A 25,310-nucleotide genomic window follows, 5' to 3' on the forward strand; every position below is an offset into this window, starting at 1 on the left:
CAATCAAGCTACCTTACTTCCAGCCGGGTACCGCCTGAGCGCCAAACAGCTCCTCGGCCTTGGCCTCGACCGCTTCGGTCTGATAGGCCTTGACCAGCTGCTGGATCGCCTCACGCTCCTCGTCACCGCCACGCACGGCGATCAGGTTGACGTAGGGGGACTCCGGACCCTCCTTGATCAGGGCATCATCCAGGGTCAGGCCGGCCGGCTGGGCGAAGGTGTTGTTGATAAAGGCCATGTCCACATCGGGCAGTACCCGCGGCAGCTGGGCGGCCTCGATCTCGCGGAACTCGAAGTCGCGCGGATTGGCGGCGATATCCAGCGGGGTGGCTTCGAGGTTCTCGGGATCCGCCAGCTCCAGCAGTCCCAGATTATGCATCAGGATCAGAGAGCGACCCTCGTTCGAGGGGTCGTTGGGCAGGGCGATGGTGGCGCCGTCCGGGAGCTCCTCGATGCTGTCGTACTTGTCGGAGTAGGCGCCGATGGGGTAGACGAAGGTGTAGCCGGCGACGGCGAAGTCGTAGCCACGATCCTCCACCATGGAGCGCATGTAGGGCTCGTGCTGGTAGGCGTTGGCGTCGAGGCTGCCGTCGGCCAGGGCGGCATTGGGGGTGACATAGTCGGTGAACTCGATGATCTCAACTTCGAGGCCATACTCGCGCTGGGCGATCTGGGCGGCGACCTCCATCACCTGGGTCTCGGGGCCGGCGACGGTGCCGACCTTGATGGCGTGATCGTCGGCGAGGACGGCGCCGGCGCCCAGGGCCAGGGCGGAAGCGAGGGCGGTAGTGAGCAGTGTCTTGTGCATGAAACGGAATCTCCAGGTCTCGAGTCGGTGTAGGTGATGATAACGAAATAAGAATAAAAATTTAAATAGCATTTGGCTATTTATGATCGCTCTTGCGCACCAGATAATCCCCCAGGCTCTGAAAGCCCTGCACCATGACGACCAGGATCGCCACGGTAATCAGCATGATGGTGGGGTTGAAGCGATTGTAGCCGTAGCGGATGCCCAGGTCGCCCAGGCCGCCGCCACCGACGGCACCGGCCATGGCCGAGTAGCTCACCAGGGTCACGATGGTAACGGTAAGGGCGGTGAAGATGCCGCCCCTGGCCTCCGGCAGCAGTACCTTGTGAATGATCTGCCAGGGAGTGGCGCCCATCGACTGGGCAGCCTCGACCAGGCCCGGGTTGATCTCGTTGAGCGCACCCTCCACCAGGCGTGCGATAAAGGGAATCGCGGCGATGGTCAGTGGCACCGCGGCGGCGTTGGTGCCGATGGAGGTGCCCACGAGCATGCGCGTGAAGGGGATGATCGCCACCATCAGGATGATGAAGGGGATGGAACGGCCGATATTGGTGACGATGCCCAGTACACTGTTGAGCACCGGCTGGGCCAGCACCTGGCCAGGACGGGTGACATAGAGCAGCACTCCCAGCGGGATGCCCGCCAGGGCTGAGATCACCCCCGAGATGCCCACCATATAGAGGGTGTCGAGTGTTGCCTTGAGAATCAGTTCAAGCATCGCGCTGGACATGGCCGAGCACCTCCACCTTCAGGTCGTGGGATTCGAGATAGTCGAGGGCCTCGCGGGTCTTGGCCGCAGGACCCATGAGTTCGGCGATCATCAGGCCCAGCGTGCGCTCCTGGATCGATTCCACCTTGGCCTGAAGGATGCTGACATCGACGCCGCACTCTCTGGCCAGGCGCGAGACCAGCGGTGCGGCCACGGCATCGCCACGGAAGGCCAGCCGCACCACCGGGTGAGTGTGCGGGCCCGGTGACTCTTCGAGGCGCTCGATAAGGGCGCGCGGAGGCTCCAGCTTGAGAAAGTCATTGAGGAACTCACGCCCCAGATGCGTGCTGGGTGAGGTGAAGAAGTCGCCCACCTCGGCCTCTTCCACCAGCTCGCCGTCGGAGATCAGGCTGACGCGATGGCAGATCGACTTGACCACCTCCATCTCATGGGTAATCAGCAGGATGGTCAGGCCGAGCTGCTGGTTGATATCGCGCAGCAGGGCGAGGATCGAGCCGGTGGTCTGGGGGTCGAGGGCCGAGGTCGCCTCGTCGCACAGCAGTACCTTGGGACGGCTGGCCAGGGCGCGCGCGATGGCCACGCGCTGCTTCTGACCGCCGGAGAGCTGGGCCGGGTGCTGGCTGGCCTTGTCGGCGAGGCCGACCAGCTCCAGCAGGGGGGTGACGCGGCTGCGGATCTCGGAGCGTGGCATGCCCATCAGCTCCAAGGGGAGGGCGACGTTGGCGAAGACCGTGCGATTGGTCAGCAGGTTGAAGTGCTGAAAGATCATGCCCATGCCGTGCCGCGCCTGGTTGAGCGCCTGACGCGACAGGCCGGTGAGCTCCCGCCCATCGACGGTGACGGTGCCCGTAGTGGGGCGCTCGAGAAGGTTGACACAGCGAATCAGCGTCGACTTGCCGGCCCCGGAGAGGCCGATCACGCCATGGATTTGGCCCGCAGGCACGTGGAAGTCGACCTGCTTGAGTGCCTGGACGCTTCGGGCGACGCCATCACGGCGTCCCTTGAGCTGGTAGGTCTTGGAAACGTTGTGGAGTCGGATCATGGATGCCACCGCTGGGGGCGCCGAGGCGGGCGGTGCAGGATGGGGGCAAAAAAAGGCCACCCTGGCGGGTGGCCATCAACGCTGGACACACCCTTTTAGCTGCACTTCACGGCTTGATCGAGTCATGCCGCGGGCGCCCGCAAGCCGGGTTCAAATCGGCGCCGTTCAATGTAGCCGGCAAGCATAGGGGCAGGCCTTCGACCTGTCAATCCTGCCGCATGGCATCCTGTTGGATGCCGCCTGGTGCCACAACATGCTTTGTCGATGGCGTGTTTTCCAGTGGATATTGTGGAATTGCACGGCGATGGACGGGGAGGGGAAGAATTTCCTACACTCATGCCTCTTTCCGCCCCGTACGGGGGCACCAGCAGCCAAGGAGACATCATGTTCACTGGCATCGTGCAGGGCACCGCCGAGGTGGTGGCCATCCATGAGGCCGAGGCCTTCCGAACCCATGTTGTCCTGTTGCCGGAAGCGCTGCGCAGTGGGCTGGAGGTCGGCGCCTCGGTGGCCCACAACGGGGTCTGCCTGACGGTAACCGCCATCGCCGAGGAAGGGGTGAGCTTCGATCTGATGCGCGAGACGCTGCGGGTCACCAATCTCGGCACTCTGGGGGTGGGGGATCGCGTCAATATCGAGCGGGCCGCGCGCTTCGGTGATGAGGTCGGTGGCCACGCGATGTCGGGGCATATCATGGCGCAGGCTGAGCTGGTCGAGCTCGATGAGGCGCCCAACAACCGCCGGCTATGGTTCGAGCTGCCGCATGCCCTGGGACGCTTCCTGTTCGACAAGGGGTATATCGGTGTGGATGGGGCGAGCCTTACCATCGGTGAGGTACGCCGGGCCACCGGCGGGCAGGGGCCGCGCTTCTGTGTCGACCTGATTCCCGAGACACTGCAGCGCACCACCCTGGGGGAGCGTGTGCCGGGTGACTGGGTCAATATCGAGATCGATCCCCAGACCCAGGCGATCGTCGAGACGGTCGAGCGGGTGCTGGCGACCAGGGCGACCGAATAGTGACGTCGAGAAGGCGTTGGTGGACGGACTGGCGATTGCCCCATGAGTTGCTTATACAGAGTGCAGGATTGAAGACCGCCGAATAGGCGGTCGCCTCGCATCAACGGAGGGCTTTGGGTACCATGTGCCGCTTTTCCCGCCCCCCGGAACTCCCATACCGTCCACGCGCGCAGGAACGAGCCCCATGAAGAGCCTGATAGACAAGCATTTCAAGCTAGCCGAGCACAGCACCAGCATCAAGACCGAGGTCATCGCGGGGATCACCACCTTCCTGACGATGGCCTATATCATCTTCGTCAACCCCAGCATCCTCTCCGAGGCCGGCATGGACTATGGTGCGGTCTTCGTGGCGACCTGCCTGGCTGCGGCACTGGGCTGTCTGGTGATGGGGCTGTGGGCCAACTACCCCATCGCCCAGGCGCCGGGCATGGGACTCAACGCCTTCTTTACCTACGGTGTGGTGCTCGGCATGGGCTACACCTGGGAGGCGGCCCTCGGGGCGGTGTTCTTCTCGGGGCTTATCTTCCTGCTGCTCAGCATCTTCCGGGTGCGTGAATGGATCATCAACTCGATTCCGCTCTCGCTGCGTCTTGGCATCGCGGCCGGTATCGGCCTGTTCCTGGCAATGATCGCCATGAAGAATGCCGGCATCGTGGTCGCCAATCCGGCCACCTACGTGTCGGTGGGGGACCTCTCCGAGCCCTCGGCACTATATGCCTTGCTGGGCTTCTTCGTGATAACCGCGCTTTCTTACATGCGGGTCACCGGCGCGGTGATGATCGGTATCCTCGGCATCACCGTGCTCTCCATGCTGCTGGGGCATAACGAGTATGGTGGCCTGATGTCCATGCCGCCCTCCATCCTGCCCACCTTCATGGCGCTGGACCTGGCCGGGGCGCTGGATATCGCCATGCTGAGCGTGATCTTCGCCTTCCTGTTCGTCGATCTGTTCGACACCTCCGGCACCCTGATCGGCGTGGCCCACAAGGGGGGACTGCTGGACAAGGAGGGCAAGCTGCCGCGCATCGGTCGCGCCATGATGGCCGACAGTACGGCCTCCATGGCCGGCGCCGTGCTGGGTACCTCCACCACCACCAGTTATGTGGAGTCCACCGCCGGCATCGTCTCGGGCGGGCGCACCGGCCTCACCGCCGTGGTGGTGGCCGTGCTGTTCCTGATCAGCCTGTTCTTCGCCCCGCTGGCGGGTTCCATCCCGGCCTATGCCACCGCCGGCGCACTGCTCTATGTGGCGGTGTTGATGGCCAGCAGCCTGGCTCACGCCAACTGGGATGATCCCACGGATGCCGCGCCGGTGTTGATCGCTGCCCTGGCCATGCCGCTGACCTTCTCCATCGCGGAAGGGATTGCGCTGGGCTTCATCAGCTTCGTTGCCATCAAGGCGTTGTCGGGCCGCTTCCGCGATCTCAACCCCGCGGTGATCGTGCTGGCCCTGCTGTTTGCCGCCAAGTTCCTGTTCCTCGACTGAACGAACACTCACTACCGAGAACCGTCATGAGCATCTACGGCGACTATATCAAGTCCGTCATTCGCACCGTTCCCGACTGGCCCAACCCAGGGGTGAACTTCCGCGATATCACCCCGCTGCTGCAGAACAGTGCGGCCTTTCGCAAACTGATCGACAGTTTCGTGCATCGCTACCAGGAGATGGACATCGATGCCGTGGCGGCCATCGATGCACGCGGCTTCATCGTCGGTGCACCGCTGGCCTATGAGCTGGGATGCAGCTTCGTGCCGGTGCGCAAGAAGGGCAAGCTGCCGTTTCGTACCATCAGCGAGACCTATACCCTGGAGTACGGCGAGGCCGAGGTGGAACTGCACTCCGACGCCTTTCAGAGCGGTGATCGCATCCTGATCGTCGATGACCTGATCGCTACCGGCGGTACCATGCTGGCCGCGGCCAAGCTGATCAGCCGCAGCGGTGGCCAGGTGGTGGAGACCGCCACCATCGTCGATCTGCCTGATCTCGGTGGGTCGCAGCGCATCCGCGAGGCCAAGTACAGCGTCTTCGCCGTCTGCTCCTTCACCGAGGACGAGTAACGTCATGAGCACCAACCGCTACCACCAACACTTCACCGTCTCCTGGGATCAGCTGCACCGCGACGTGCGCGAGCTCTGCCGCCGCCTGGTGGAGCGCGACTTCAAAGGGGTCATCGCCATCACGCGCGGCGGCCTGATTCCCGCAGCGCTGATTGCCCGCGAACTCAATGTTCGCGTGATCGACACCGTCTGCATCAAGAGCTATGACCATATGGAACAGGGCGGACTCGATGTCCTGAAGGGTGTCGACCATGACGGCGACGGCTGGCTGCTGGTCGATGATCTGGTGGATACCGGCAAGACCGCACGCAAGGTGCGCGAGATGCTGCCGCGTGCGCACTTCGTGACCGTCTACGCCAAGCCCGAGGGCAAGCCCCTGGTCGACCAGTATCTGACCGAGGTGGCTCAGGAGTGCTGGATCCAGTTCCCATGGGATATGGGTGTGGCCTATGTCGAGCCGCTGGTCGATCAGGTCAAGCGCTGAGGCGAGGAGGGCCGGGGATGGCTGCACCATTACCCGCCAGCTGGCAGCAGTGGCTGGAGGAGGAGTTTCAGGCGCCCTACATGCAGGCGCTGCGCGACTTCCTGGCCGCCGAGAAGGCGGCCAGAAAGGTGATCTACCCGCACTCCTCGGAGTGGTTTCGAGCCTTCGAACTGACACCGCTGGAGAGGGTCAAGGTCGTGATCCTCGGCCAGGACCCCTATCACGGCCCCGGTCAGGCGCATGGACTGTGCTTCTCGGTGAAGCCTGGCGTGCGCACACCGCCCTCCCTTGTCAATATCTACAAGGAGCTCGAGGCAGACGTCGGTTTCACACCCGTGTCCCACGGTAACCTGGAGCACTGGGCGCGCCAGGGCGTGCTGTTGCTCAACACCTCGTTGACGGTGGAGCAGGGCTGCGCCGGCTCGCATCGGGGACGTGGCTGGGAGGCCTTCACCGATCGTGCGATTGAAACGGTCAGTGCCCACGCCGAGCCCTCGGTATTCCTGCTGTGGGGCAGCCATGCCCGTCAGAAGAGAACGCTGGTGGACCGCTCGCGCCATCTGGTGCTGGAGTCGCCACACCCTTCGCCGCTCTCGGCCTACCGCGGCTTCTTCGGTAACCATCACTTCTCCCGGGCCAATGCGTTTCTCGCCGAACACGGCCGTGAGCCCATCGACTGGCAGCTACCCGAGCGCATCGATGAGAGTACGCCTTAACCTCAACGCAGGATGCGAGTAGAATGGCGCGCAATTTGTCGCCCGGGTCCATGCGACCAAGGTCGATGGGTTCCGCCGCCCGTAACTCTCGCTGTACTACCTAAGAGGTTCCGCCCATGAGCGTCCATGCCATCCAGCACCCCCTGGTCCAGCACAAGCTGGGCCTGATGCGTGAAGCCGGTATCAGCACCAAGAGCTTTCGTGAACTGGCCGGTGAACTGGCCAAGCTGCTCACCTACGAGGCGACCCAGGATCTGGAGCTTCAGACCCAGGATATCGATGGCTGGAGTGGCGAGAAGATCCCGGTTCAACTGCTCAAGGGCAAGAAGGTCACCATCGTGCCGATCCTGCGTGCCGGTCTGGGCATGCTTGATGGTGTCACCGACCTGATTCCCAGTGCCCGGATCAGCGTGGTAGGCCTCTACCGGGACGAGGAGACCCTCGAGCCGGTGCCCTATTTCGCCAAGTTCGCCAAGGGGCTCGACGAGCGCATGGCCATCGTCATCGACCCCATGCTGGCCACCGGCGGCACCATGGTGGCAACGCTGGACATGCTGCGGGAGCGGGGCTGCAAGCATATGAAGGTGATCGTGCTGGTGGCCGCCCCCGAGGGTATCAAGCGGGTACAGGACGCCTACCCCGATATCGAGATCTATACCGCCGGGGTGGATGAGCGCCTCGACGAGAACGGCTATATCGTCCCGGGGCTGGGCGATGCCGGAGACAAGATCTTCGGTACTCGTTGAACGGCCTTACGTCTCTACCGAGTTACCCCTGATGCCGACACCCGTTACCCGTCCGTGGTAGCGGGCGTCGTGTGTGTCGCTTCCTATCTACCGTGCTTCGTTAAGTTCTCGATGCTGCGAAATGTTCGTTTTCGATCATGTCGCGGAATCGACGGCCCCGCCTTTTCTCCTCTAAACGTCTATTGGACGAAAGTTTAGTAATTAAAAAAGCATGCACTAACAGAGTGCTCTTCGCGCGTCCTGGCCTATCGGTGGGTCGGTGGCGTCATTTTCGGTTGGTGACATTTGTGTTTGAAACCGAATTTCGGCTACGTTGTATTCAGCAGACACTGAAAACAAGCGATAACAACGAACGGTCGAGATCTGTATGTCATTGATTTTAGAAAACATCGATCAGGTGATCGGTGGTGCCACTCATATCTCGGGCGTGAACCTGGAGCTCCAGCCGGGCTCGTTCAATGTCCTGTTGGGACGAACGCTGGCGGGAAAGACCACACTGATGCGGCTGATGGCCGGGCTGGATGCGCCTGCCCGGGGTCGCATCCTGATGAACGGCGAAGACGTGACCGGACGCTCTGTTCGCAAGCGTAACGTCTCGATGGTCTATCAGCAGTTCATCAACTACCCGACCCTCACCGTCTACGACAATATCGCTTCCCCCCTCAGGCTGGCCAAGGTCGCCACCGCCGAGATCGATCGGCGTGTGCGGGAAGTCGCCGAGATGTTGCATATCGAGCACCTTCTCGATCGCCTGCCTCTCGAGCTCTCCGGCGGTCAGCAGCAACGGACCGCCATGGGGCGAGCGCTGGCGAAGGATGCCGATGTGGTGCTCTTCGATGAGCCGCTGGTCAACCTCGATTACAAGCTTCGAGAGGAATTTCGCGACGAGCTGCGTTCGGTGTTCAGTGAGCGCAACTGTATCGCGGTATATGCCACGACAGAGCCCGGGGAGGCCCTGGCTCTGGGTGGCAATACCGCTGTCCTGCATGAAGGACGCCTGGTGCAGTATGGCCGGACAGAAGATGTCTATCATCGTCCACGTGACATCCTGGCCGCAGAGCTGTTTTCCGAGCCCCCGATCAATATCGTGAAGTGGGTTGTCTCTGGCGGGGAGGTGACCTTCGACAAGACGCTGCATTTTCCCATCAATGATGATCTGCGCGGTCTTGCCCCCGGGGAGTACCGCTTTGGCGTACGTGCTTCCCATATCTCTCTCCTGCCGCGGGCCGAGAGTGATATCGAGCTGAAGATGACAGTCGACCTGGCGGAGATCAGCGGGTCCGAGACGTTTCTTCATGTGCACAACGATCTGTATCACATGACGGCGCACCTCGAGGGGGTTCACGAATTTCGTGACGATGCGCCCGTAACGCTCTATTTTCCTACCCACAAGATCTATGCCTTCGATCATGAGGGTGCGGTGGTGCATATACCGAGCCACCTGGGAGGAGTCTGACATGGCCGAGATCACCCTGAAGTCCCTGGCACATACCTACCTTCCTGACCCTCGCTCGCCTGAGGACTACGCCATCCGCGAGATGGACCATGTGTGGCATCAGGGGGGCGCCTATGCCCTCCTGGGGCCTTCGGGCTGCGGTAAATCGACGCTTCTCAATATTATTTCGGGCTTGCTGGAGCCCTCCAGCGGCGAGGTTCTCTTCGACGGTGAGGTGGTCAATTACCTGCCTCCCGAGGCGCAATATCGCTCAGGTTTTCCAGTTTCCCGTGGTCTACGACACCATGACGGTCTACGACAACCTGGCCTTTCCACTGCGCAACGTGAAGACACCGGCACGGCGTATCCATGAGCGTGTCATGGAGGTCGCCGAGGTGCTGGAGCTTACGCCACAGCTCAAGCGCAGGGCCAGGAACCTTACCGCGGACGAAAAGCAGAAGGTCTCCATGGGCAGGGGGCTTGTGCGAGAAGATGTCTCCGCCATCCTCTTCGACGAGCCGCTCACCGTTATCGACCCACAGCTCAAGTGGAAGCTGCGTCGCAAGCTGAAGGAGATCCACCAGCGTTTCGAGATCACCATGGTCTACGTGACCCATGACCAGCTCGAGGCCTCTACCTTTGCCGACAAGATCGCCGTCATGTACGAGGGTCAGGTCGTGCAGTTTGGAACCCCAAGGGAGCTGTTCGAGAGGCCTAACCATACCTTCGTGGGGTACTTCATCGGCAGCCCTGGCATGAACTTTCTGGAGGTGGAGGCCAGGGGCGGGAACGTGATGGCCGGAAGCGTCGAGCTGGCGGTCGAGCAGGCCATTCATGATGCGGTGAGCCATGCCACGTCCACCAACATCAAGCTAGGTATTCGCCCGGAGTTCATCGAGGTGCTCGCCGAGCGGGTCGAGGGGGGGATGGAGGCGAGGGTGAATCACGTTCAGGACTTCGGGACCTATTCGATCGTCTACCTGACATTGGGCAGGATAGAGCTGAAGGCGCGTATCGAAGAGGATCAGGTTGCGCCGACCGGCCAGGCCTGGCTGCGTTTTCCCAATGAGCGACTCGGCCTTTACATCGATGAGTTCCGCGTGGAGGTCGGCCATGAATAAGGTTTACAACAACCGCGCCTAATGGCTGATTCTGCCGATGCTCCTGCTGGTGGCCTTTTCGGCCGTTATCCCCCTGATGACGGTGGTGAACTACTCGGTACAGGACGTCTTCGATGCCAATACCCGCTTCTTCACGGGCACCGAATGGTTCAGGGAGATGCTCAATGATCCGGCGCTGCAGGCCGCCGTATTGCGTCAGTTCGCCTTCTCGCTGACCGTGCTGGCCATCGAGGTGCCACTGGGGATCGGCATCGCCCTGATAATGCCCAGGAAGGGGTGGCAGGCCTCGGCCGTGCTGATCCTGGTGACCATGCCACTGCTGATTCCATGGAACGTGGTCGGCAGCATCTGGCAGATTTTCTCGCGGGGGGACATCGGCCTGCTGGGCTGGAGCCTGCGGGAGCTTGGCTATGGCTACAACATCACCTCGAGCCCGGTAGATGCCTGGGCGACCATCATCCTGATGGATGTCTGGCACTGGACGCCACTGATCGCACTGCTTTGCTACAGCGGTCTGCGTTCTATCCCCGATGCCTACTACCAGGCGGCGCGTATCGACCGTGCCTCGAAATGGTCCGTGTTCCGCTACATTCAGCTGCCCAAGCTTACCAATGTGCTGGTGATAGGGGTGCTGCTGCGTTTCATGCACTCCTTCATGATCTATGCCGAACCCTTTGTGCTTACGGGGGGAGGCCCCGGCAGCTCCACGACCTTCCTGAGCCAGTCGTTGACGACCATGGCGATCGGTCAGCAGGACCTGGGCCCCTCGGCGGCGTTCTCGCTGATCTATTTCCTGATCATCCTGCTGGTCACCTGGGTGTTCTATACGGCGATCATGAATATGCAAAAAGATGATTACAATAGGGAGGCATGATATGCGCGACTCAGTGCCCACCACCCCGGATGCGGTACGCCAGCAGGCGGCAGCCGCCAACAACCGTCGGCGTCGCAAGGCGCGTCCGGCCTCTCGCCAGTGGCGCCGTCGGGCACTGATGACCGCCTATATCCTTTTCGTTCTGTTGCCTATCTACTGGCTGCTGAACATGTCCTTTCAGTCCAATACCGAAATCCTTGGTGGACTGACCCTGTGGCCCGACAACTTCACCATCGAGCATTACGCCAAGATCCTGACCGAATCCAGCTGGTATATGGGCTACGTGAACTCGATCACCTATGTGTTGATGAACATGTTGATCAGCATTGCGGTCGCGCTTCCAGCCGCCTATGCCTTCAGCCGGTACCGGTTCATCGGCGACAAGCATCTCTTCTTCTGGCTGCCAGCATCACGCTGGCCAGTACGGCCTTGCATGCCGATGATCATGATGCACGCGCCATTGCCGAACGCCTTGTCGATGAGCATTTCCAGAACTCGACGCTATCCCGTGAGGAGCAGATCGAAGAGCTGCTGTGGTTCGCCAAGGCGGCCGAACCCTTCCGTGACATGGAGATCAACACCGTCGCCGAGGGCCTGACCACCCATATCTACGAGCGGGATGTACTGGCCGAGGCATTCAGCGAACTGACGGGTATCGAGGTCACCCATAACATCATCGGTGAGGGTGATGTGGTCAATAACATGCAGACCCAGATGCAGTCAGGGCGAAATATCTACGATGCCTATGTGAATGACTCCGACGCTATCGGGACGCATATTCGTTACGGCACCACCATCAATATCTCCGATGCCATGCAGAATGAGTGGGCCGACTATACTCTGCCGACCCTGGACCTGGACGACTTTATCGGCCTGCAGTATGGCACTGGTCCAGATGGCAGCATCTACCAGCTACCCACCCAACAGTTCGCCAACCTCTACTGGTTCCGCCATGACTGGTTCCAGCGGGAGGATCTCCAGGCGCAGTTCCGTGACATCTATGGTTATGACCTGGGGGTGCCGACGAACTGGACCGCCTACGAGGATATCGCCGAGTTCTTTACCGAACATGTCGGTGAGATCGACGGTACCAAGGTCTATGGGCATATGGATTATGGGCGCCGTGATCCATCGCTTGGCTGGCGCTTCCATGACTCCTGGCTCTCCATGGCGGGCATGGGCAGTCCCGGGGTGCCCTTCGGCAATCCCGTGGATGACTGGGGTATTCGCGTCAATGAGGAGAGCCAGCCGGTCGGCGCCAGCGTGTCACGTGGAGGCGCCACCAACTCGCCGGCATCGGTGTTCGCCGTGACCAAGATGGTGGAGTGGCTCAAGAAGTACGCACCTCCTGAAGCCAGTGGCATGACCTTCGGTGAAGCGGGGCCGGTGCCTGCTCAAGGCAATGTCGCACAGCAGATGTTCTGGTACACCGCCTTTACTGCCGATATGACGGACCCGGGCCTGCCGGTCACCGATGACGAGGGCAATCCCAAGTGGCGCATGGCACCGTCGCCCACCGGCCCCTACTGGGAGGAGGGCATGAAGGTAGGTTACCAGGATGTGGGCTCCTGGACGTTCTTCGACTCCACGCCGGAGGAGCGACGCACCGCGGCCTGGCTGTTCGCTCAGTTCACCGTCTCCAAGACGGTGTCGCTGGAGAAACTCATGGAGGGACTCACGCCAATTCGCGAGTCGGATGTCTTCTCACAACAGATGACCGAGATGGCGCCCAGACTCGGTGGACTGGTGGAGTTCTACCGCAGCCCGAATGAGTCGAACTGGACGCCTTCCTCCACCAACGTGCCGGATTATCCGCGCATGGCCCCGTTGTGGTGGCAGAATCTGGCGCCGGCCGTCAGCGGTGATATCGCGCCTCAGGAGGCGCTCGACAACCTGGCAGGTGACCTCGACAGCATCATGGCGCGCTTGGCGCGAGCCAAGGTCTTCACGACCTATGCTCCCAACCTCAACGACGAGCAGGACCCGCAGTACTGGCTCGACCAGCCAGGCTCCCCCAAGGCGAAGCTCGACAACGAGATGCCACAGGGGTCGACGGTGCCTTACGACGAGATGATGGAGGCCTGGATGGCCGCGGGGTCTCGCGAGTGACCAGGGAAGGAGTCGCCTGACGCGAAGTTCGCCTGCGCTGGCCTTGCCTGAGACACCCAGCACCCTGCCACTGCTTGTCGGCACCCACGACCTTTCAACCAGGAGCGAGCCCGGTTCGGCGTCTGCCGAGTCGGGCTCATTGCCTTTCTGAAGATAACGGCGAGCAACAGGTGACAGGCTGGCTCGATTCACAGCTTCCGACGCATGGCCTCGTCGGGTTCATGGTGGAGGGACGTGATGCCAATGGGGGATGGCCGGAAATGGTCGTCCCCCAAGGGAGGACCACCTGCTAGAATGCCGCGCGAGCATACGCTAGCCACCCATTCCAGGAGCCTTGTCATGCCAATTTCCGCGGCCTCGCGACCCGCCACCTCCCTGCCACGTACGTTGCTGACCGGCGTGCAGATGCTGTTTGTTGCCTTTGGCGCCCTGGTGCTGGTGCCCTTGCTCACCGGTCTGGATCCCAGCGTGGCGCTGTTCACCGCAGGTATCGGGACACTTCTGTTCCACGGTGTGACAAGAGTGACGGTACCGGTCTTTCTGGCGTCGTCGTTCGCCTTTATCGCGCCGATCCAGGGCTCGATCGCCAACTTCGGGGTATCGGCGACCCTGGGCGGGCTGATGGCTGCCGGCTTCGTGTATGTGGTCATCTCCCAGGCGGTGCGCCTCAAGGGAACCGCCTGGCTGCATCGGCTGCTGCCGCCGGTGGTGGTAGGGCCGGTGATCATGGTGATCGGCCTGGCCCTGGCGCCGGTGGCGGTGAGCATGGCGACCGGCGAGACCAGCGACCATATCGACTATGGCCCGGCGCTGTTTCTCTCCATGGCCAGCCTGCTGGTGACCCTGGTGCTGGCGGTCTTTGGCCGCGGGATCGTGCGCCTGATACCGATCATGGGAGGCATCGTCACCGGCTACGGACTGGCGCTGCTCATGGGGCTGGTGGACTTCACGCCGGTGCATGAATCGGCCTGGCTGGCGATTCCCGAATTTACCGCGCCGAGCTTCCACTGGGCGGCGATCCTGTTCATGATTCCGGTGGCGATCGCACCGGCGGTGGAGCATATCGGTGACATGGTCGCCATCGGGTCGGTGACCCGCAGGAACTACCTGGAGAAGCCCGGCCTGCACCGTACCCTGCTGGGCGATGGCCTGGCCACCGTCGCGGCGGCGCTGTTTGGCGGCCCACCCAACACCACCTATTCCGAGGTCACCGGAGCGGTGACCCTGACCCGCGCCTTCGACCCGCGCATCATGCTGGTGGCGGCCTGCACCGCCATCGCCCTTGCCTTCGTCGCCAAGTTGGGCGCACTGCTCCAGACCATTCCGGGGCCTGTGATGGGGGGCATCATGACCCTGCTGTTCGGCTCCATCGCCGTGGTGGGCATGAATACCCTGGTGCGCGCGGGTCACTCGCTGACGGCGCCGCGCAACCTGGTGGTGATTTCGCTGATCCTGGTATTCGGTATCGGCGGGATGCAGGTGGGGGGCGGTCAGTTTACCCTGCAGGGGGTGAGTCTGGCCGCCCTGGTCGGCATTGTCCTCAACTGGGTGCTGCCCCGCGTCGAGGAAGATGAATAATCAGTCTCGATAACGACGGGTGAGATCAACATAGGCGCCGACGCGACGGCCGCGGCAGCCCTAGTCTCGATAGCGACGGGTGAGATCGCGATAGGCGTCAACGCGACGGTCACGGAGGTACGGCCAGATACGCCTCACCTCCTCGCCGCGACCCATGTCCAGGGTGACCATCAGGCGCTCGGCCTGGCAGCCGGCATGAGCCAGCAGTTCCCCCTGGGGGCCGGCGATAAAGCTGCCGCCCCAGAAGTCGATGCCACGACCAACACCGGAGTGGTCGGGCTCGTGGTCGATGCGGTTGGCCACCATGACCGGCACGCCATTGGCGACGGCATGGCTGCGCTGGATCAGTGTCCAGGCATCCTTCTGCCGCTGCTTCTCGTCATCGTCATCGGCAGGGTCCCAGCCGATGGCGGTGGGGTAGAGCAGCAGCTCGGCGCCGGCCAGGGCCATCAGTCGCGCCGCTTCCGGATACCACTGATCCCAGCACACCAGCACACCGAGCCGGCCGATCGAGGTATCGATGGGCGCGAAGCCCTGTCCGTCCCCGTCGGCGTCTCCTGGAGTGAAATAGAACTTCTCATAGAAGCCCGGGTCGTCGGGGATATGCATCTTGCGGTAGTGGCCGACGGCGCCGAGCTTGCCGTCATAGACCACGGCGGTATTGTGGTAGAGACCGGCGGCGCGGCGCTCGAACAGCGAGCCGACCAGCACGATGTCGAGTTCGGCGGCCAGTGCCGCCAGTCGGCTGCCGGTAGGGCCATCCAGGGGTTCGGCCAGATCGAACAGCTCGGTCTCCTCGTACTGGCAGAAATAGTGGGTGGCATGCAGTTCCTGCAGCATCACCAGCTCGGCGCCGGCGGCGGCCAGCTCACGAATGCCGGCCTCGCTCTCGGCGAGGCTTCTGGCCTTGTCGGGCCAGCCGGGTTGCTGGACCAGGCCGACTTTCAGATGGCGGGACATGGTGATTTCTCCTCGGTACTTGTTTCTCGTGGCTTCTCCGGTGACAGGTTTCCGAGGGGGCGCTGTGAATACTTCCCTGTACGCTACCGACGCCATCCCTGGCGTAGGACCCCCTCTTCAACCTATCCCCGGCGCCTCTCGCTTCAGATCTCTACGGTCGCCTGGATGTTTAGGCTGCCGCGGGGCAGCTGCATGGTCAGGCAGTGCAGGCTGCCGTGCTGGCGGATCACGCTTCGACAGTCGATGGGCACGATATCGCGGTCCGGAAACGCCTCGGCCAGGGCGGCGAGGGCCCGGGTGTCGGCGGCGTCGGCGTAGGTAGGCACCAGCACGGCGCCGTTGATGATCAGGAAGTTGGCATAGGTGGCCGGCAGTCGATGGCCATCCTCGGGATCCCAGCATGGGGCCGGCCAGGGCAGGGGCACCAGCCGGTAGGGCTGGCCGTCGGCGCGCCTGAGTGTCTCGAGTTCAGCCTCCATGGCCGCCAGCGCCGGGTAGTGTGGGTCCTGCTCGTCGTCGCAGCGTACATAGGCGATGGTGCGGGGGTCGCAGAAGCGTGCCAGGGTGTCGATGTGGCTATCGGTATCATCGCCCTCCAGGTGGCCGTTGGACAGCCACAGGACTCGGGTGACACCGAAATCTCGATGGAGCCATGCCTCCACGCTGCGGCGGTCGAGACCGGGGTTGCGGTTGGGATTGAGCAGGCAGGCCTCGGTGGTCAGCAGAGTGCCTGCACCATCGCTCTCGATGGCGCCTCCCTCCAGTACCAGGCCGCGTTCGCTGACGGGGCAGGCGAAGATACCGGCCTCGGCAAGGCGACGGGTCAGGGTGTTGTCCCGGTTGGCGGGAAACTTGCCGCCCCAGCCGGTGAACGCATAGTCGTGCAGCAGCAGCTGGCCATCGCGCTCCACCGCCAGGGGGCCATGGTCGCGGGCCCAGGTGTCGTCCGCCTCGGCGACCACCAGCCTCAGGCGATCGTCGGGAACACCGAGAAGGGCGAAGCGTCGCGTGAGGTGGTTGCGGGTCTGGGGGGAGGGTACGCTGATCAGTACCCGCTGGTAGCGCGCGATGGCGACCACCATCGCCTCCAGCGTCGCCTCGATACGCTCAAGCATCGAGGCCCAGTCGCTCTCCAGCCCGGGCCAGGTCAGTTGGATGGCATCCTGAGGGTGCCATTCGGGGAGCAGGCGTGTCGCCATCGATCTTGTCCTGGTCATTGGGGTGTCAGGACGCGAATGTAGGTGCCCCGGACCCGCTATGCAAGGGCAGCGGAGCCGGCGTTGATACCCTTGTCGTCGAGGGTGGTATCCTTCATTCACCAACAACCGCTCTCGGTTGGCTAAGGAGTGGCATGCGTGCCCATTACGCGTTTTCAGTGATAGCCCTGTCTGGCCTGATTCTCGCCGGCTGTTCAACGCTTCCCGGTGATGACGGGGTGGCGGCCACCACCGGTGAGTGGTTGACCCGTTCGGGCGAGGCGATCGGTGCACAGAGTCGGCGCCTGGCTGAGTGGTTCGGGCGTGATGAAGCCTCGGACGACGAGGCGATGCGTCCCGAACTCCTCGAGGAGCGCCAGACGCTGCTAGATCAGCCCTATATCGACCCGTTGACCCGGTACCTGGAGACTCATGCCGAGGACCCTCGTTATGCCGACGTGTTGACCGATCTCTCCCATGAGCGTGATCGACGTTGTGCCGCGATCGCCAACAAGTATGCCGAGCGTCCCGCCAGCCGTGAGAACCTGGCCCTCTATCGACGTGGGTACCTGTACTCCTGTCCTGCCGAGGTCAATGCCTTCTATGCGCGTGTACGAAAAGAGGAAGTGCGCCGCCCTGTTGCCCGCCCCCAGCCCGAGAGCGCGCCGGAGCCCGAAACGGACGATGCCCCCCTGGCAGAGCACGACGAACAGGTCGAAGAGGTGCTTGACCGGCGCAAGAGTAACGACTGCTACCTGCTTTTCACCATACGCAACCTGGGTGAGGCAAAAGAGGTCTGTCGCACGCCCGCCGAGCAGGGGGATGCCCGTGCCCAGCGTCATATGGGCAGCATGGCCGAGCTGGAAGGCCAGCTGGAGGAGGCGATGCGCTGGTATCGGCGTGCCGCCGATAATGGCGATGCCCAGGCCCGCGAGCGGCTTGAGGCGGTCGCGGCCTCGAGCCGCGATGCCGGTGACGAGGATGCCCGATGAGGCGTCGGCGCGTCCTCCTTGGACGCCGGCCCACGATCATGTTACTGCTGGCGCTGCTGGTACTGCTGTTCTTTGGCGGCATGTGGCTGCTCTCTTCGCTTAACTTGCGCCATGCCGAGGGGGCCCTCACCGAGCTGCGTGAGCGGCAGATTGCAGATACCTTCAATGCCAACCTCGACCGCATCGATGCCCATCATCGACGCATGGAGCAGAATGGCTGGGGATTGTCCCGGGCCGCCGTGCTGCTGACCGAGATGGAGGCAGGTGAGGCCGACGTCTCCGGCATCCTGAAGCAGACCCTGGAGGAGTTCACCGACGCCAGTGGGGCCACCCTGTGGCTTCCTCGACTGTCACGGCCGATTGCCATGTTTGCTCATCGTGATGGCACACAGGTGGTCGTCGAGCCTCTGGAGCGAGGCTGGATGCAGCCGGAGGCGTTACAGTCCCGTCTCGATACCTGGCGTGAAGGCAGTCCCCAGCCCCACTGGACCGGGGCCTACTTCAAGCCGAATATCAACGACGCGGTGGTCAGTGTCAGTGTGCCGGTACGTGATGGTGTGGGGCGAGTGGTGGGCATGGCGGGCAGCGACTGGGTCGCCGACGATATCATCAGCATGGTCAGCGGCATAAAGGTCACGCCGAACACCTTCGCCTTCCTGGTGGACAAGGACAATCGAAACCTCTCCAGCCTGGCGGTCGCCGAGGATCTGCAGCGGGCACAGCGATTGATCGATGAGGTGTCGGCCCTGGAACTGCATCGAGAGGTTGATGCCCTCTCGGCGGGAGAGGGCATGAAGCGCCTCGATATCACCCTGGCGGGGCAGCGCTGGTCGCTCTATCACGACGCGACCCGTGCCGGAATGGTGTTCGGCATTGCGGTGCCCCAGGCGGAAATCGATGCCGTTCTGGCGCCCATGCGCGGGGTCAACTTTCGCCTGCTGGCCGGCATCGGGCTGGTCCTGTTACTGCTGGCGGGGGTGATCCTCTTCCTGGTGGCGGGATTGCTTCGCCAGTTGCGCACGCTCTATACCGATCCGCTGACCGGGCTACCCAACCGAGCACGCCTGTTGACCGATCTCGAGGGCGCGCGCGAGGGCTCACTGATGCTGGTCAATGTCGACGGCTTCAAGCAGATCAACGATCTGTTTGGCCATCAGTGTGGCGATCGCGTGATCCAGCGCCTGGCGGCCAGTCTTCAGGCGCTTCTGGAGGCGCACGGCTGTCATCATGGCCAGCTGTATCGCATGCCGGGAGATGAGCATGCGGTCTGGTTGCCCGGCACCATGACGGACAGCTCCCTGCGTAGCACGGTAGAGGCTCTGCACCAGGCGCTGAGCGGGCTGCGGGTCGATTGGCGAGGACAGGAGCTCCCGGTGCAGCTATCCCTCGGGGTGGCCTCGACCTGGCGGCTCGAGGCGGGCCAGGACACCCTGTTGTCCTCGGCCAGCATCGCCCTCAAGCAGGCGCGTGTCGAATCACGCCCCTATGTGTTCTATGACCCGGCCGTGCAGGTACGGCGCAACTATGAGCGCAACCTGGCCTGGGCCAATCGGCTGGGAGAGGCCCTGGATGAGAGCCGGATCGTATCCTATTTTCAGCCGATCATGGATACGGTGAGCGGGCGTGTCGAAAAGTTCGAATGTCTGGTGCGCATGGTGGAACGGGATGGTGAGGTAATCGGCCCCGGTGCCTTCCTGGAGGTGGCCCGACGCAGCCGACTCTATCATCGCCTGACGCTGACCATGGTCGATCGCTGCCTGGTGGCGGTGGACGAGACGCCCCACGAGTTCTCATTGAACCTCTCAAGCGAGGATATCGTCGATCCGGAAATCAGCGAGGCACTGTTGGCGCGGGTGGCCGACAGTGGCGCCGGCGATCGACTCATCTTCGAGATCCTCGAGTCCGAGGGGGTCGACAACTATGCCGCCGTGAGCGCCTTTATCGTTCGCGCCAAGGCGCTGGGGGTACGGATCGCCATCGATGACTTCGGCAGTGGGTATTCGAGCTTCGAGCATCTGCTGCGTCTCGACGTGGACCTGCTCAAGATCGACGGAAGCCTGGTGCGTCAGCTCGACACCGACAGCGATGCCGAGACCCTGATCCGGGGTATCGTAAGCTTTGCCCGCGAGATGGGCATCGTTACGGTAGCGGAGTTCGTTCACAACGTCGCGGTACTGGAGAGGGTGCAGGCATTGGGCGTGGACTTCGCCCAGGGGGCCTGCATCGGCATGCCCGGGCCTCACCCGGAATTCGCGACCCCTATCGGCGGGGTCCGTGCAAATCCTGTGAATTAGCCCCTGTCGGCGATGCAGTGGCAGCGCAAAAGCCTTACCATGAGCGCCCGCCGCCTTACAGCAGGCTCACCCGCCTTGCCATGGGGCCCTCGCCGACAAGGAATGCCATCATGCTGGATAGACTGCCCTTCCTGATCGGGTTGCGCTATGTGCGCGCCAAGCGCCGCAACCACTTTATCTCCTTTATCTCGCTGACCTCCATGCTGGGGCTGATGCTCGGCGTGGCCGTGTTGATCCTGGTGCTCTCGGTGATGAACGGCTTCGATCATGAATTGCGCACGCGCATCCTGGGCATGGTACCCCATACCAAGATCGAGTCGCGCACAGGCATGGTGGAGTGGGAGGCGCTGGCCGAGCGGCTGATGGAGCGTGAACGGGTCATCGGCGCGGCTCCCTATGTGGAGCAACAGGGGATGTTCTCGGTGGGGGGGCGCAATGAAGGTGCCATGGTCAACGGCATCCACCCTGAGTGGGAAGACAGGGTATCGATCATCGGTGATAACATGCAGCAGGGCAGCCTTGCCGATCTCGAGCCCGGCGAATGGAATATCGTGCTCGGCTCCATCCTGGCGCGGCGTCTGGGGGTCGGGGTCGGCGATCGCGTTACCCTGCTGGTGCCCGAGGCCTCGATCACTCCGGCCGGCGTCTTCCCGCGACTCAAGCGTTTCACCGTCAGCGGTATCTTCAGCGTCGGGGCCGATCTCGACGCCGCCCTGGCCTATGCCCATATCGAGGATATGCAGACCCTGGCGCGACTGGGGGATGCGGTGGGAGGGCTGCGCCTGGAGCTCGATGACCTGTTCGCCGCCAGCGCCGAGACACGCACGATCGTCAACGAGCTGGGGGCTGGCTACCGCGGCTACGACTGGACCTTCTCCCACGGCAATCTCTTCCAGGCAATCCAGATGGAGAAGCGCATGATCGCGCTGCTGTTGACGGTGATCATCGCCGTGGCGGCCTTCAATATCGTCTCGACGCTGGTCATGGTGGTCACCGACAAGCACGCCGATATCGCCATCCTGCGCACCATCGGGGCCACGCCTCGGTCGATCATGGGCATCTTCGTGGTCCAGGGTCTGGCCATCGGCATCATCGGCATTCTGGTGGGGGTGGGGCTTGGCGTGCTGCTTGCGCTGACCATCTCCGACATCATCGACTGGGTCGAGACGGTGTTCGGGATCCAGTTCCTCGACGCCGGTGTCTACTTTATCAGCAACCTCCCTTCGCGACTCCACTGGGATGATGTGGGCAATATCGTCGCCTCGGCCCTGGTGCTGACCTTCTTCTCTACCCTCTATCCGGCATGGCGGGCTGCCCGCGTGCAGCCGGCGGAGGTGTTGCGCTATGAGTAACGCTTCGAGCCTCAATCAGGAGATTTCCATGCAACGTACCTTCGGGCAGACGATGCTGGAGTGTCACGACCTGACGCGTATCTACCGCGAGGGTCCCCAGGACATCACCGTGCTCGATGGTCTTTCCCTTACCGTCAATGCCGGCGAGCGGGTCGCCGTCGTCGGCAGTTCGGGGTCGGGCAAGACCACCCTGCTCAACCTGTTGGGGGGGCTGGACCTGCCGAGCCGCGGTGAGGTACGCATCGCCGGAGAGTCACTGTCGAACCTTGGCGAGGCGGCACTCGGACGGTTTCGCAATCAGCATATCGGCTTCGTCTATCAGTTCCACCATCTGCTGGCCGAGTTCACCGCCGTCGAGAATGCGGCCTTGCCCCTGATCGTGCGTGGTCAGCGCAAGAGGGTTGCAGAAGACGCTGCCATGCAGCTGCTGGAGAAGGTGGGCATGGCATCACGTGCCGACCACAAGCCCGGCGAGCTCTCGGGCGGCGAGCGCCAACGGGTGGCGATCGCCCGGGCGCTGGTCACCGACCCCAGCCTGGTGCTGATGGATGAACCCACCGGCAATCTGGATCAGCACACTGCGGCCGGGATTCTGGCTCTGATGGACGAGCTGGCCCGTACCGCCGCCTGCGCCTTTGTCATCGTCACCCACGACCCGGCCCTGGCGGCCCATCAGGACCGTGTCCTGCGCCTCGATGATGGACGCCTGAGCGAGCAGCCACGCGGGTAGGCGACCCTGTGGGTCAAGTTTGGCCAGGATTGCAGCGGCCGCCTCTCGAGGCGGCCGCTCGCGTTGGGGCGAAGGAGACGGTGATCCCGGACAGGCTGATGGGTACCCTAGAGGGTCTCGTCACAGCAGGTTCTGCGCCGGCGCCGATGGCGAGCCTTCCAGCTTCGCGAGACCTGCCAGCGCCACAATAGCCGCACCGCCAGGTTGCCAACGAGGGCCAATATCACCGCCATGACCACCGATCCCAATGCAAGCGCCGGCAGGATATCGCCGAGACGCTCGGCGACCCAGTGGGGGGAGAGGCGCTCGGGAGCCTCCCGGCCAGGGATGTTCATCAACCAGGCGCCGAGGCGATAGTTGGCATAGAAGATCAGCGGCATGGTCAGCGGATTGGTGACCCATACCAGCCCCACCGAGAGGGGCAGATTGCAGCGCGCCAGCTTGGCACCCCCGGCGGCGATGGCCATCTGCAAGGGGATCGGCAGCATGGCGCTGAACAGGCCCACCGAGAAGGCATTGGCCACGCTGCGACGGCTCAGCACCCATAGTGCGGGGTCGCCGATCAAGGCGCTCATGAAGCGTAGCGAGCGCTGACGCCTCAGGGCGTCCGGATGTGGCATATAGCGCTGTAGCAGGCGGCGCGGCATGGGCACTGGTTCGTGGCATCGTGACCTGTCCTATTATCCATACAAGACTGTGGGGCCGCACCTGTGGTCTTCCTCGTTATGGGGCCTAGGCCCCGATTGCCGGAGCCAGGCAATGCCAAGAGGATGGGCTCTTCCCCTGGCCCTTGCCGTGCTGTCGGGTATCGGGCTGGGGGCCAATCCGCCGCCGGGTCTCGCCGAAGGGGTGGGCCTGGCGCTGCTGGTGGCGCTGGCCCTGCGCTGGCGAGGTGCGGTGGCGGGTGTGTTGACGGTGGCCTGGATGGCGAGCGCCGTGCTGATCGTGCAGGGCGGGCAGCTTCCCCCCGGGCTGGGCGGGGTCGACCTGATGCTGGAGGGCCGGCTCGAGTCGGTGGTCGAGCGGGGCAGGGTGACACGACTCGGCGTCAGCGTGGAGCGTTGCCAACCCCTTCGCTCACACCGGCTACCCTGTCGGCACCTGCACCGGGTTCGTCTCAACGCCTATGCGCCGCCTCCCATGATGACCGGTGAACGCTGGCGGTTCACCGTCAGGCTGAGGCCGCCCGGCGGGCTCGCCAATCCCGGCGCCTTCGACTATCGCGCCTGGTTATGGCGCGAGGGCATCCAGGCCACCGGTTATGTTCGTCAGTCTCCGGCGCCTCAGCGACTCTCGGCAGCCTCTGTCGATCCGCGGCAGATGGCGCTGGCGCTGCTCGACCACCAGGAGCTTCCTGCCCGGCCGGGTCGCTGGCTGGCCGCCCTGACTCTGGGAGCCAGCGAGCGACTCTCCGATGGCGATTGGGCGTTGCTCAATGCCAGCGGCACCACCCACCTGATGGTGATCTCCGGGCTTCATGTGAGCCTGGTAGCGGGCGTCGTGCTGCTGCTGGGGCGAGGCGTGGCACGCCTGCTGACACCGGGACGCTGGCGTCTGGCGGTGTGGCCCTGGTGGTTGGCGGCGTTGGGAGCGAGCGGCTATGCGCTGCTGGCGGGGCTCGAGCCGCCGGCGCTGCGAGCCCTGATCATGGCCCTGGTGGGCCTCTGGGTGGCCAGCGGGCGCCATGCACCGGGACCCTGGCAGGGGTGGTGGCTGGCACTCGCCGTGGTGCTGTTGCTCGACCCGCTCAGTGCCTGGCGACCGGGGCTGTGGCTCTCCTTCGCTGCGGTGGCCATGCTGATTCTTCTCTGGCAGGGCAGGCCGCGCCCCCGGGGGATACGTGGCTGGTTGTGGGGGCTGGTGCGCACTCAGCTGATGTTGGCCCCGGCGATGGCGGGTGCCGTGCTGCTGGCCTTCGAGCGCCTGGCGCCGGCCGCGCCGCTGGTCAACCTCATCGCGGTGCCGTTGGTGAGCGGCCTGCTGGTTCCCCTGGGGCTCCTGGGCTGGCTGTTGGCGCCCCTGCCGGGGGTGATGGCTGCCTGCTGGTGGCTGTTTGCCCGGCTGACGGATGGCCTGGCCCGGCTGCTGGAGGCGATGGTCGCACGGCTGCCGCTCTGGTATCCCGAACCGGGGCAGACATTGCCGGTGGCGCTGTCGCTGTTGGCGTTGGCCATGCTGTGGGGAGTGCCCGGCCTCGATAGGCGCCTGCGGATTGTCGCCACCCTGCTGCTGGGGCTGGTCCCGCTGCTCTGGCAAGCCCCACGCCTGCCGCCAGGAGAGGTGGAGGTCAGGGTCCATGACGTGGGTCAAGGGCTGCTGGTGGAGCTGCGTACCCGGAGTTATCGACTGCTCTATGATACCGGGCCACGTTTCGCGTCGGGGTTCACACCGCTGGAGTCGCTGTGGCCAGGGGCGCAAGCCTTCGACATGGTGATCGTCAGCCACGACGACAACGACCATGCCGGCGGGGTGGCGACTCTCGACGCGCTGCATGAGGTCGAGCGCTACCTGGGGCCACCGGCCGCGCTGCCGGGGGAGAGGGTCGAGCCCTGTCTGGCTGGTCGTCAGTGGCGGCGTGATGACGTCGATTTTCGTCTGCTGTGGCCGCCGGCCTCGGCCCAGGGGCTTCCGGACAATGACCGCTCCTGCGTGCTGGAGGTCACGGCGGGTGATCACCGCCTGCTTCTCAGCGGCGACCTGGGCAGGGAGCATGAGCGTCGCTTGCTCCACGAGGTAAGCGGCCCCGTGAGCGTGCTGCTGGCCGGACATCATGGCAGCGCAACCAGTTCCGGAGCAGAGCTGGTCAAGGCGCTCGTGCCTCGCCACCTGGTGTACAGCGTGGGGCGGCATAACCCCTTCGGCCATCCCGCCCCCGAGGTGGTCAGGCGCTTTCGACGTGTCGGGGCCTGCCAGTGGAGTACCGGCTTGGACGGTGCCCTGACGTTTCGTCTCGGTGGGGGCGAGCTGGCAGGGCCGAATGCGGCACGCGCCGGCATCCGGCCCGGTGTCGATTGCGGGCAGCTTGCGTTAGAATCGCCGTAAACGCGGTGGGATGACCGCGGCTACCG

General features: G+C 63.5%; 21 protein-coding genes and 2 pseudogenes. 17 read left to right on the forward strand and 6 right to left on the reverse strand.

Going from position 1 to position 25,310, the window contains the following annotated elements; all coding sequences use genetic code 11:
• Positions 1-13: 13 nt before the first annotated feature.
• The 3 genes from GRB80_RS03560 to GRB80_RS03570 all read right to left on the reverse strand — a co-directional run bounded on the left by GRB80_RS03560 (position 14) and on the right by GRB80_RS03570 (position 2,580).
• Positions 14-808: a MetQ/NlpA family ABC transporter substrate-binding protein gene (locus tag GRB80_RS03560; protein WP_132044843.1), complete on the reverse strand. Its 795-nt coding sequence runs from the start codon at positions 806-808 to the stop codon at positions 14-16.
• A gap of 76 nt (positions 809-884) precedes the next feature.
• A complete protein-coding gene (locus tag GRB80_RS03565) occupies positions 885-1,538 on the reverse strand; it encodes a methionine ABC transporter permease (protein WP_132044841.1) in 654 nt (217 codons plus the stop codon).
• The gene (locus tag GRB80_RS03570) at positions 1,519-2,580 is read right to left on the reverse strand and encodes a methionine ABC transporter ATP-binding protein (RefSeq protein WP_132044839.1); all 1,062 of its coding nucleotides are present in this window, start codon (positions 2,578-2,580) and stop codon (positions 1,519-1,521) included. The genes GRB80_RS03565 and GRB80_RS03570 overlap by 20 nt, the downstream gene beginning before the upstream one ends.
• Before the next feature lie 384 nt (positions 2,581-2,964).
• Here GRB80_RS03570 and GRB80_RS03575 point away from each other — a divergent pair, with 384 nt between their 5' ends.
• From GRB80_RS03575 to GRB80_RS03630, 12 genes and pseudogenes are all read left to right on the forward strand, one after another.
• A complete protein-coding gene (locus tag GRB80_RS03575) occupies positions 2,965-3,597 on the forward strand; it encodes a riboflavin synthase subunit alpha (protein ID WP_132044837.1) in 633 nt (210 codons plus the stop codon).
• A gap of 184 nt (positions 3,598-3,781) precedes the next feature.
• Positions 3,782-5,083, forward strand: coding sequence for an NCS2 family permease (locus tag GRB80_RS03580; RefSeq protein WP_132044835.1), 1,302 nt, complete (start codon positions 3,782-3,784; stop codon positions 5,081-5,083).
• 26 nt (positions 5,084-5,109) lie between these two features.
• Complete coding sequence (locus tag GRB80_RS03585) at positions 5,110-5,655, forward strand: adenine phosphoribosyltransferase (protein WP_132044833.1); 546 nt, start codon at positions 5,110-5,112, stop codon at positions 5,653-5,655.
• A 4-nt stretch (positions 5,656-5,659) separates the two neighbouring features.
• Positions 5,660-6,139 carry a xanthine phosphoribosyltransferase gene (gpt, locus tag GRB80_RS03590; RefSeq protein WP_132044831.1) on the forward strand — a complete coding sequence of 160 codons (480 nt, stop codon included), beginning with the start codon at positions 5,660-5,662 and terminating at the stop codon, positions 6,137-6,139.
• Positions 6,140-6,156: 17 nt separating this feature from the next.
• On the forward strand, positions 6,157-6,855 hold the full coding sequence (gene ung / locus GRB80_RS03595; protein WP_161422562.1) for a uracil-DNA glycosylase: 699 nt from the start codon (positions 6,157-6,159) through the stop codon (positions 6,853-6,855).
• A gap of 116 nt (positions 6,856-6,971) precedes the next feature.
• The gene (gene upp, locus GRB80_RS03600) at positions 6,972-7,601 is read left to right on the forward strand and encodes a uracil phosphoribosyltransferase (protein WP_132044827.1); all 630 of its coding nucleotides are present in this window, start codon (positions 6,972-6,974) and stop codon (positions 7,599-7,601) included.
• A 367-nt stretch (positions 7,602-7,968) separates the two neighbouring features.
• Complete coding sequence (locus GRB80_RS03605) at positions 7,969-9,057, forward strand: ABC transporter ATP-binding protein (protein ID WP_161422563.1); 1,089 nt, start codon at positions 7,969-7,971, stop codon at positions 9,055-9,057.
• Position 9,058: 1 nt separating this feature from the next.
• Positions 9,059-10,157 (forward strand): annotated as a pseudogene (locus GRB80_RS03610) (ABC transporter ATP-binding protein).
• Positions 10,158-10,194: 37 nt separating this feature from the next.
• Positions 10,195-11,031, forward strand: coding sequence for a carbohydrate ABC transporter permease (locus GRB80_RS03615; RefSeq protein ID WP_237561912.1), 837 nt, complete (start codon positions 10,195-10,197; stop codon positions 11,029-11,031).
• A gap of 1 nt (position 11,032) precedes the next feature.
• Positions 11,033-11,434 (forward strand): annotated as a pseudogene (locus tag GRB80_RS03620) (ABC transporter permease family protein); the annotation flags it as partial.
• Between the two features lie 26 nt (positions 11,435-11,460).
• Positions 11,461-13,140: an ABC transporter substrate-binding protein gene (locus tag GRB80_RS03625; RefSeq protein ID WP_374708612.1), complete on the forward strand. Its 1,680-nt coding sequence runs from the start codon at positions 11,461-11,463 to the stop codon at positions 13,138-13,140.
• 339 nt (positions 13,141-13,479) lie between these two features.
• On the forward strand, positions 13,480-14,718 hold the full coding sequence (locus GRB80_RS03630; RefSeq protein ID WP_161422564.1) for a uracil-xanthine permease family protein: 1,239 nt from the start codon (positions 13,480-13,482) through the stop codon (positions 14,716-14,718).
• Positions 14,719-14,778: 60 nt separating this feature from the next.
• Here GRB80_RS03630 and GRB80_RS03635 read toward each other — a convergent pair whose 3' ends face one another.
• Entirely contained in the window at positions 14,779-15,678 is a 900-nt protein-coding gene (locus GRB80_RS03635; protein ID WP_132044813.1) for a carbon-nitrogen hydrolase, read from the reverse strand.
• Between the two features lie 143 nt (positions 15,679-15,821).
• Positions 15,822-16,877, reverse strand: a complete 1,056-nt coding sequence (locus GRB80_RS03640) for an agmatine deiminase family protein (protein WP_161422565.1) — start codon at positions 16,875-16,877, stop codon at positions 15,822-15,824.
• A 152-nt stretch (positions 16,878-17,029) separates the two neighbouring features.
• Here GRB80_RS03640 and GRB80_RS03645 point away from each other — a divergent pair, with 152 nt between their 5' ends.
• The 4 genes from GRB80_RS03645 (at position 17,030) to GRB80_RS03660 (ending at position 22,242) form a co-directional block, all read left to right on the forward strand.
• Complete coding sequence (locus GRB80_RS03645) at positions 17,030-17,866, forward strand: SEL1-like repeat protein (protein WP_161422566.1); 837 nt, start codon at positions 17,030-17,032, stop codon at positions 17,864-17,866.
• Complete coding sequence (locus GRB80_RS03650; protein ID WP_161422567.1) at positions 17,863-20,160, forward strand: EAL domain-containing protein; 2,298 nt, start codon at positions 17,863-17,865, stop codon at positions 20,158-20,160. The genes GRB80_RS03645 and GRB80_RS03650 overlap by 4 nt, the downstream gene beginning before the upstream one ends.
• Positions 20,161-20,270: 110 nt before the next feature.
• Positions 20,271-21,512, forward strand: a complete 1,242-nt coding sequence (locus GRB80_RS03655) for a lipoprotein-releasing ABC transporter permease subunit (protein ID WP_132044805.1) — start codon at positions 20,271-20,273, stop codon at positions 21,510-21,512.
• 28 nt (positions 21,513-21,540) lie between these two features.
• Complete coding sequence (locus tag GRB80_RS03660; protein ID WP_237561913.1) at positions 21,541-22,242, forward strand: ABC transporter ATP-binding protein; 702 nt, start codon at positions 21,541-21,543, stop codon at positions 22,240-22,242.
• A gap of 107 nt (positions 22,243-22,349) precedes the next feature.
• Here GRB80_RS03660 and GRB80_RS03665 read toward each other — a convergent pair whose 3' ends face one another.
• Positions 22,350-22,889: a DUF2062 domain-containing protein gene (locus GRB80_RS03665; protein WP_161422568.1), complete on the reverse strand. Its 540-nt coding sequence runs from the start codon at positions 22,887-22,889 to the stop codon at positions 22,350-22,352.
• Between the two features lie 112 nt (positions 22,890-23,001).
• Between GRB80_RS03665 and GRB80_RS03670 the strand changes: the two genes are divergently transcribed.
• Complete coding sequence (locus GRB80_RS03670; RefSeq protein ID WP_161422569.1) at positions 23,002-25,284, forward strand: DNA internalization-related competence protein ComEC/Rec2; 2,283 nt, start codon at positions 23,002-23,004, stop codon at positions 25,282-25,284.
• The last annotated feature ends 26 nt before the right edge of the window (positions 25,285-25,310 follow it).

Source organism: Halomonas icarae (assembly GCF_009901955.1).
In the GTDB taxonomy this organism is placed as follows: Bacteria; Pseudomonadota; Gammaproteobacteria; order Pseudomonadales; family Halomonadaceae; genus Halomonas; species Halomonas icarae.

Bases quoted from the DNA above. Each gene is read 5' to 3' on its own strand.
- GRB80_RS03560 (WP_132044843.1), bottom strand. From the start codon at position 808: ATGCACAAGACACTGCTCACTACCGCCCTCGCTTCCGCCCTGGCCCTG.
- GRB80_RS03565 (WP_132044841.1), bottom strand. From the start codon at position 1,538: ATGTCCAGCGCGATGCTTGAACTGATTCTCAAGGCAACACTCGACACC.
- GRB80_RS03570 (WP_132044839.1), bottom strand. From the start codon at position 2,580: ATGATCCGACTCCACAACGTTTCCAAGACCTACCAGCTCAAGGGACGC.
- GRB80_RS03575 (WP_132044837.1), top strand. From the start codon at position 2,965: ATGTTCACTGGCATCGTGCAGGGCACCGCCGAGGTGGTGGCCATCCAT.
- GRB80_RS03580 (WP_132044835.1), top strand. From the start codon at position 3,782: ATGAAGAGCCTGATAGACAAGCATTTCAAGCTAGCCGAGCACAGCACC.
- GRB80_RS03585 (WP_132044833.1), top strand. From the start codon at position 5,110: ATGAGCATCTACGGCGACTATATCAAGTCCGTCATTCGCACCGTTCCC.
- gpt (WP_132044831.1), top strand. From the start codon at position 5,660: ATGAGCACCAACCGCTACCACCAACACTTCACCGTCTCCTGGGATCAG.
- ung (WP_161422562.1), top strand. From the start codon at position 6,157: ATGGCTGCACCATTACCCGCCAGCTGGCAGCAGTGGCTGGAGGAGGAG.
- upp (WP_132044827.1), top strand. From the start codon at position 6,972: ATGAGCGTCCATGCCATCCAGCACCCCCTGGTCCAGCACAAGCTGGGC.
- GRB80_RS03605 (WP_161422563.1), top strand. From the start codon at position 7,969: ATGTCATTGATTTTAGAAAACATCGATCAGGTGATCGGTGGTGCCACT.
- GRB80_RS03615 (WP_237561912.1), top strand. From the start codon at position 10,195: ATGCTCCTGCTGGTGGCCTTTTCGGCCGTTATCCCCCTGATGACGGTG.
- GRB80_RS03630 (WP_161422564.1), top strand. From the start codon at position 13,480: ATGCCAATTTCCGCGGCCTCGCGACCCGCCACCTCCCTGCCACGTACG.
- GRB80_RS03635 (WP_132044813.1), bottom strand. From the start codon at position 15,678: ATGTCCCGCCATCTGAAAGTCGGCCTGGTCCAGCAACCCGGCTGGCCC.
- GRB80_RS03640 (WP_161422565.1), bottom strand. From the start codon at position 16,877: ATGGCGACACGCCTGCTCCCCGAATGGCACCCTCAGGATGCCATCCAA.
- GRB80_RS03645 (WP_161422566.1), top strand. From the start codon at position 17,030: ATGCGTGCCCATTACGCGTTTTCAGTGATAGCCCTGTCTGGCCTGATT.
- GRB80_RS03650 (WP_161422567.1), top strand. From the start codon at position 17,863: ATGAGGCGTCGGCGCGTCCTCCTTGGACGCCGGCCCACGATCATGTTA.
- GRB80_RS03655 (WP_132044805.1), top strand. From the start codon at position 20,271: ATGCTGGATAGACTGCCCTTCCTGATCGGGTTGCGCTATGTGCGCGCC.
- GRB80_RS03660 (WP_237561913.1), top strand. From the start codon at position 21,541: ATGCAACGTACCTTCGGGCAGACGATGCTGGAGTGTCACGACCTGACG.
- GRB80_RS03665 (WP_161422568.1), bottom strand. From the start codon at position 22,889: ATGCCGCGCCGCCTGCTACAGCGCTATATGCCACATCCGGACGCCCTG.
- GRB80_RS03670 (WP_161422569.1), top strand. From the start codon at position 23,002: ATGCCAAGAGGATGGGCTCTTCCCCTGGCCCTTGCCGTGCTGTCGGGT.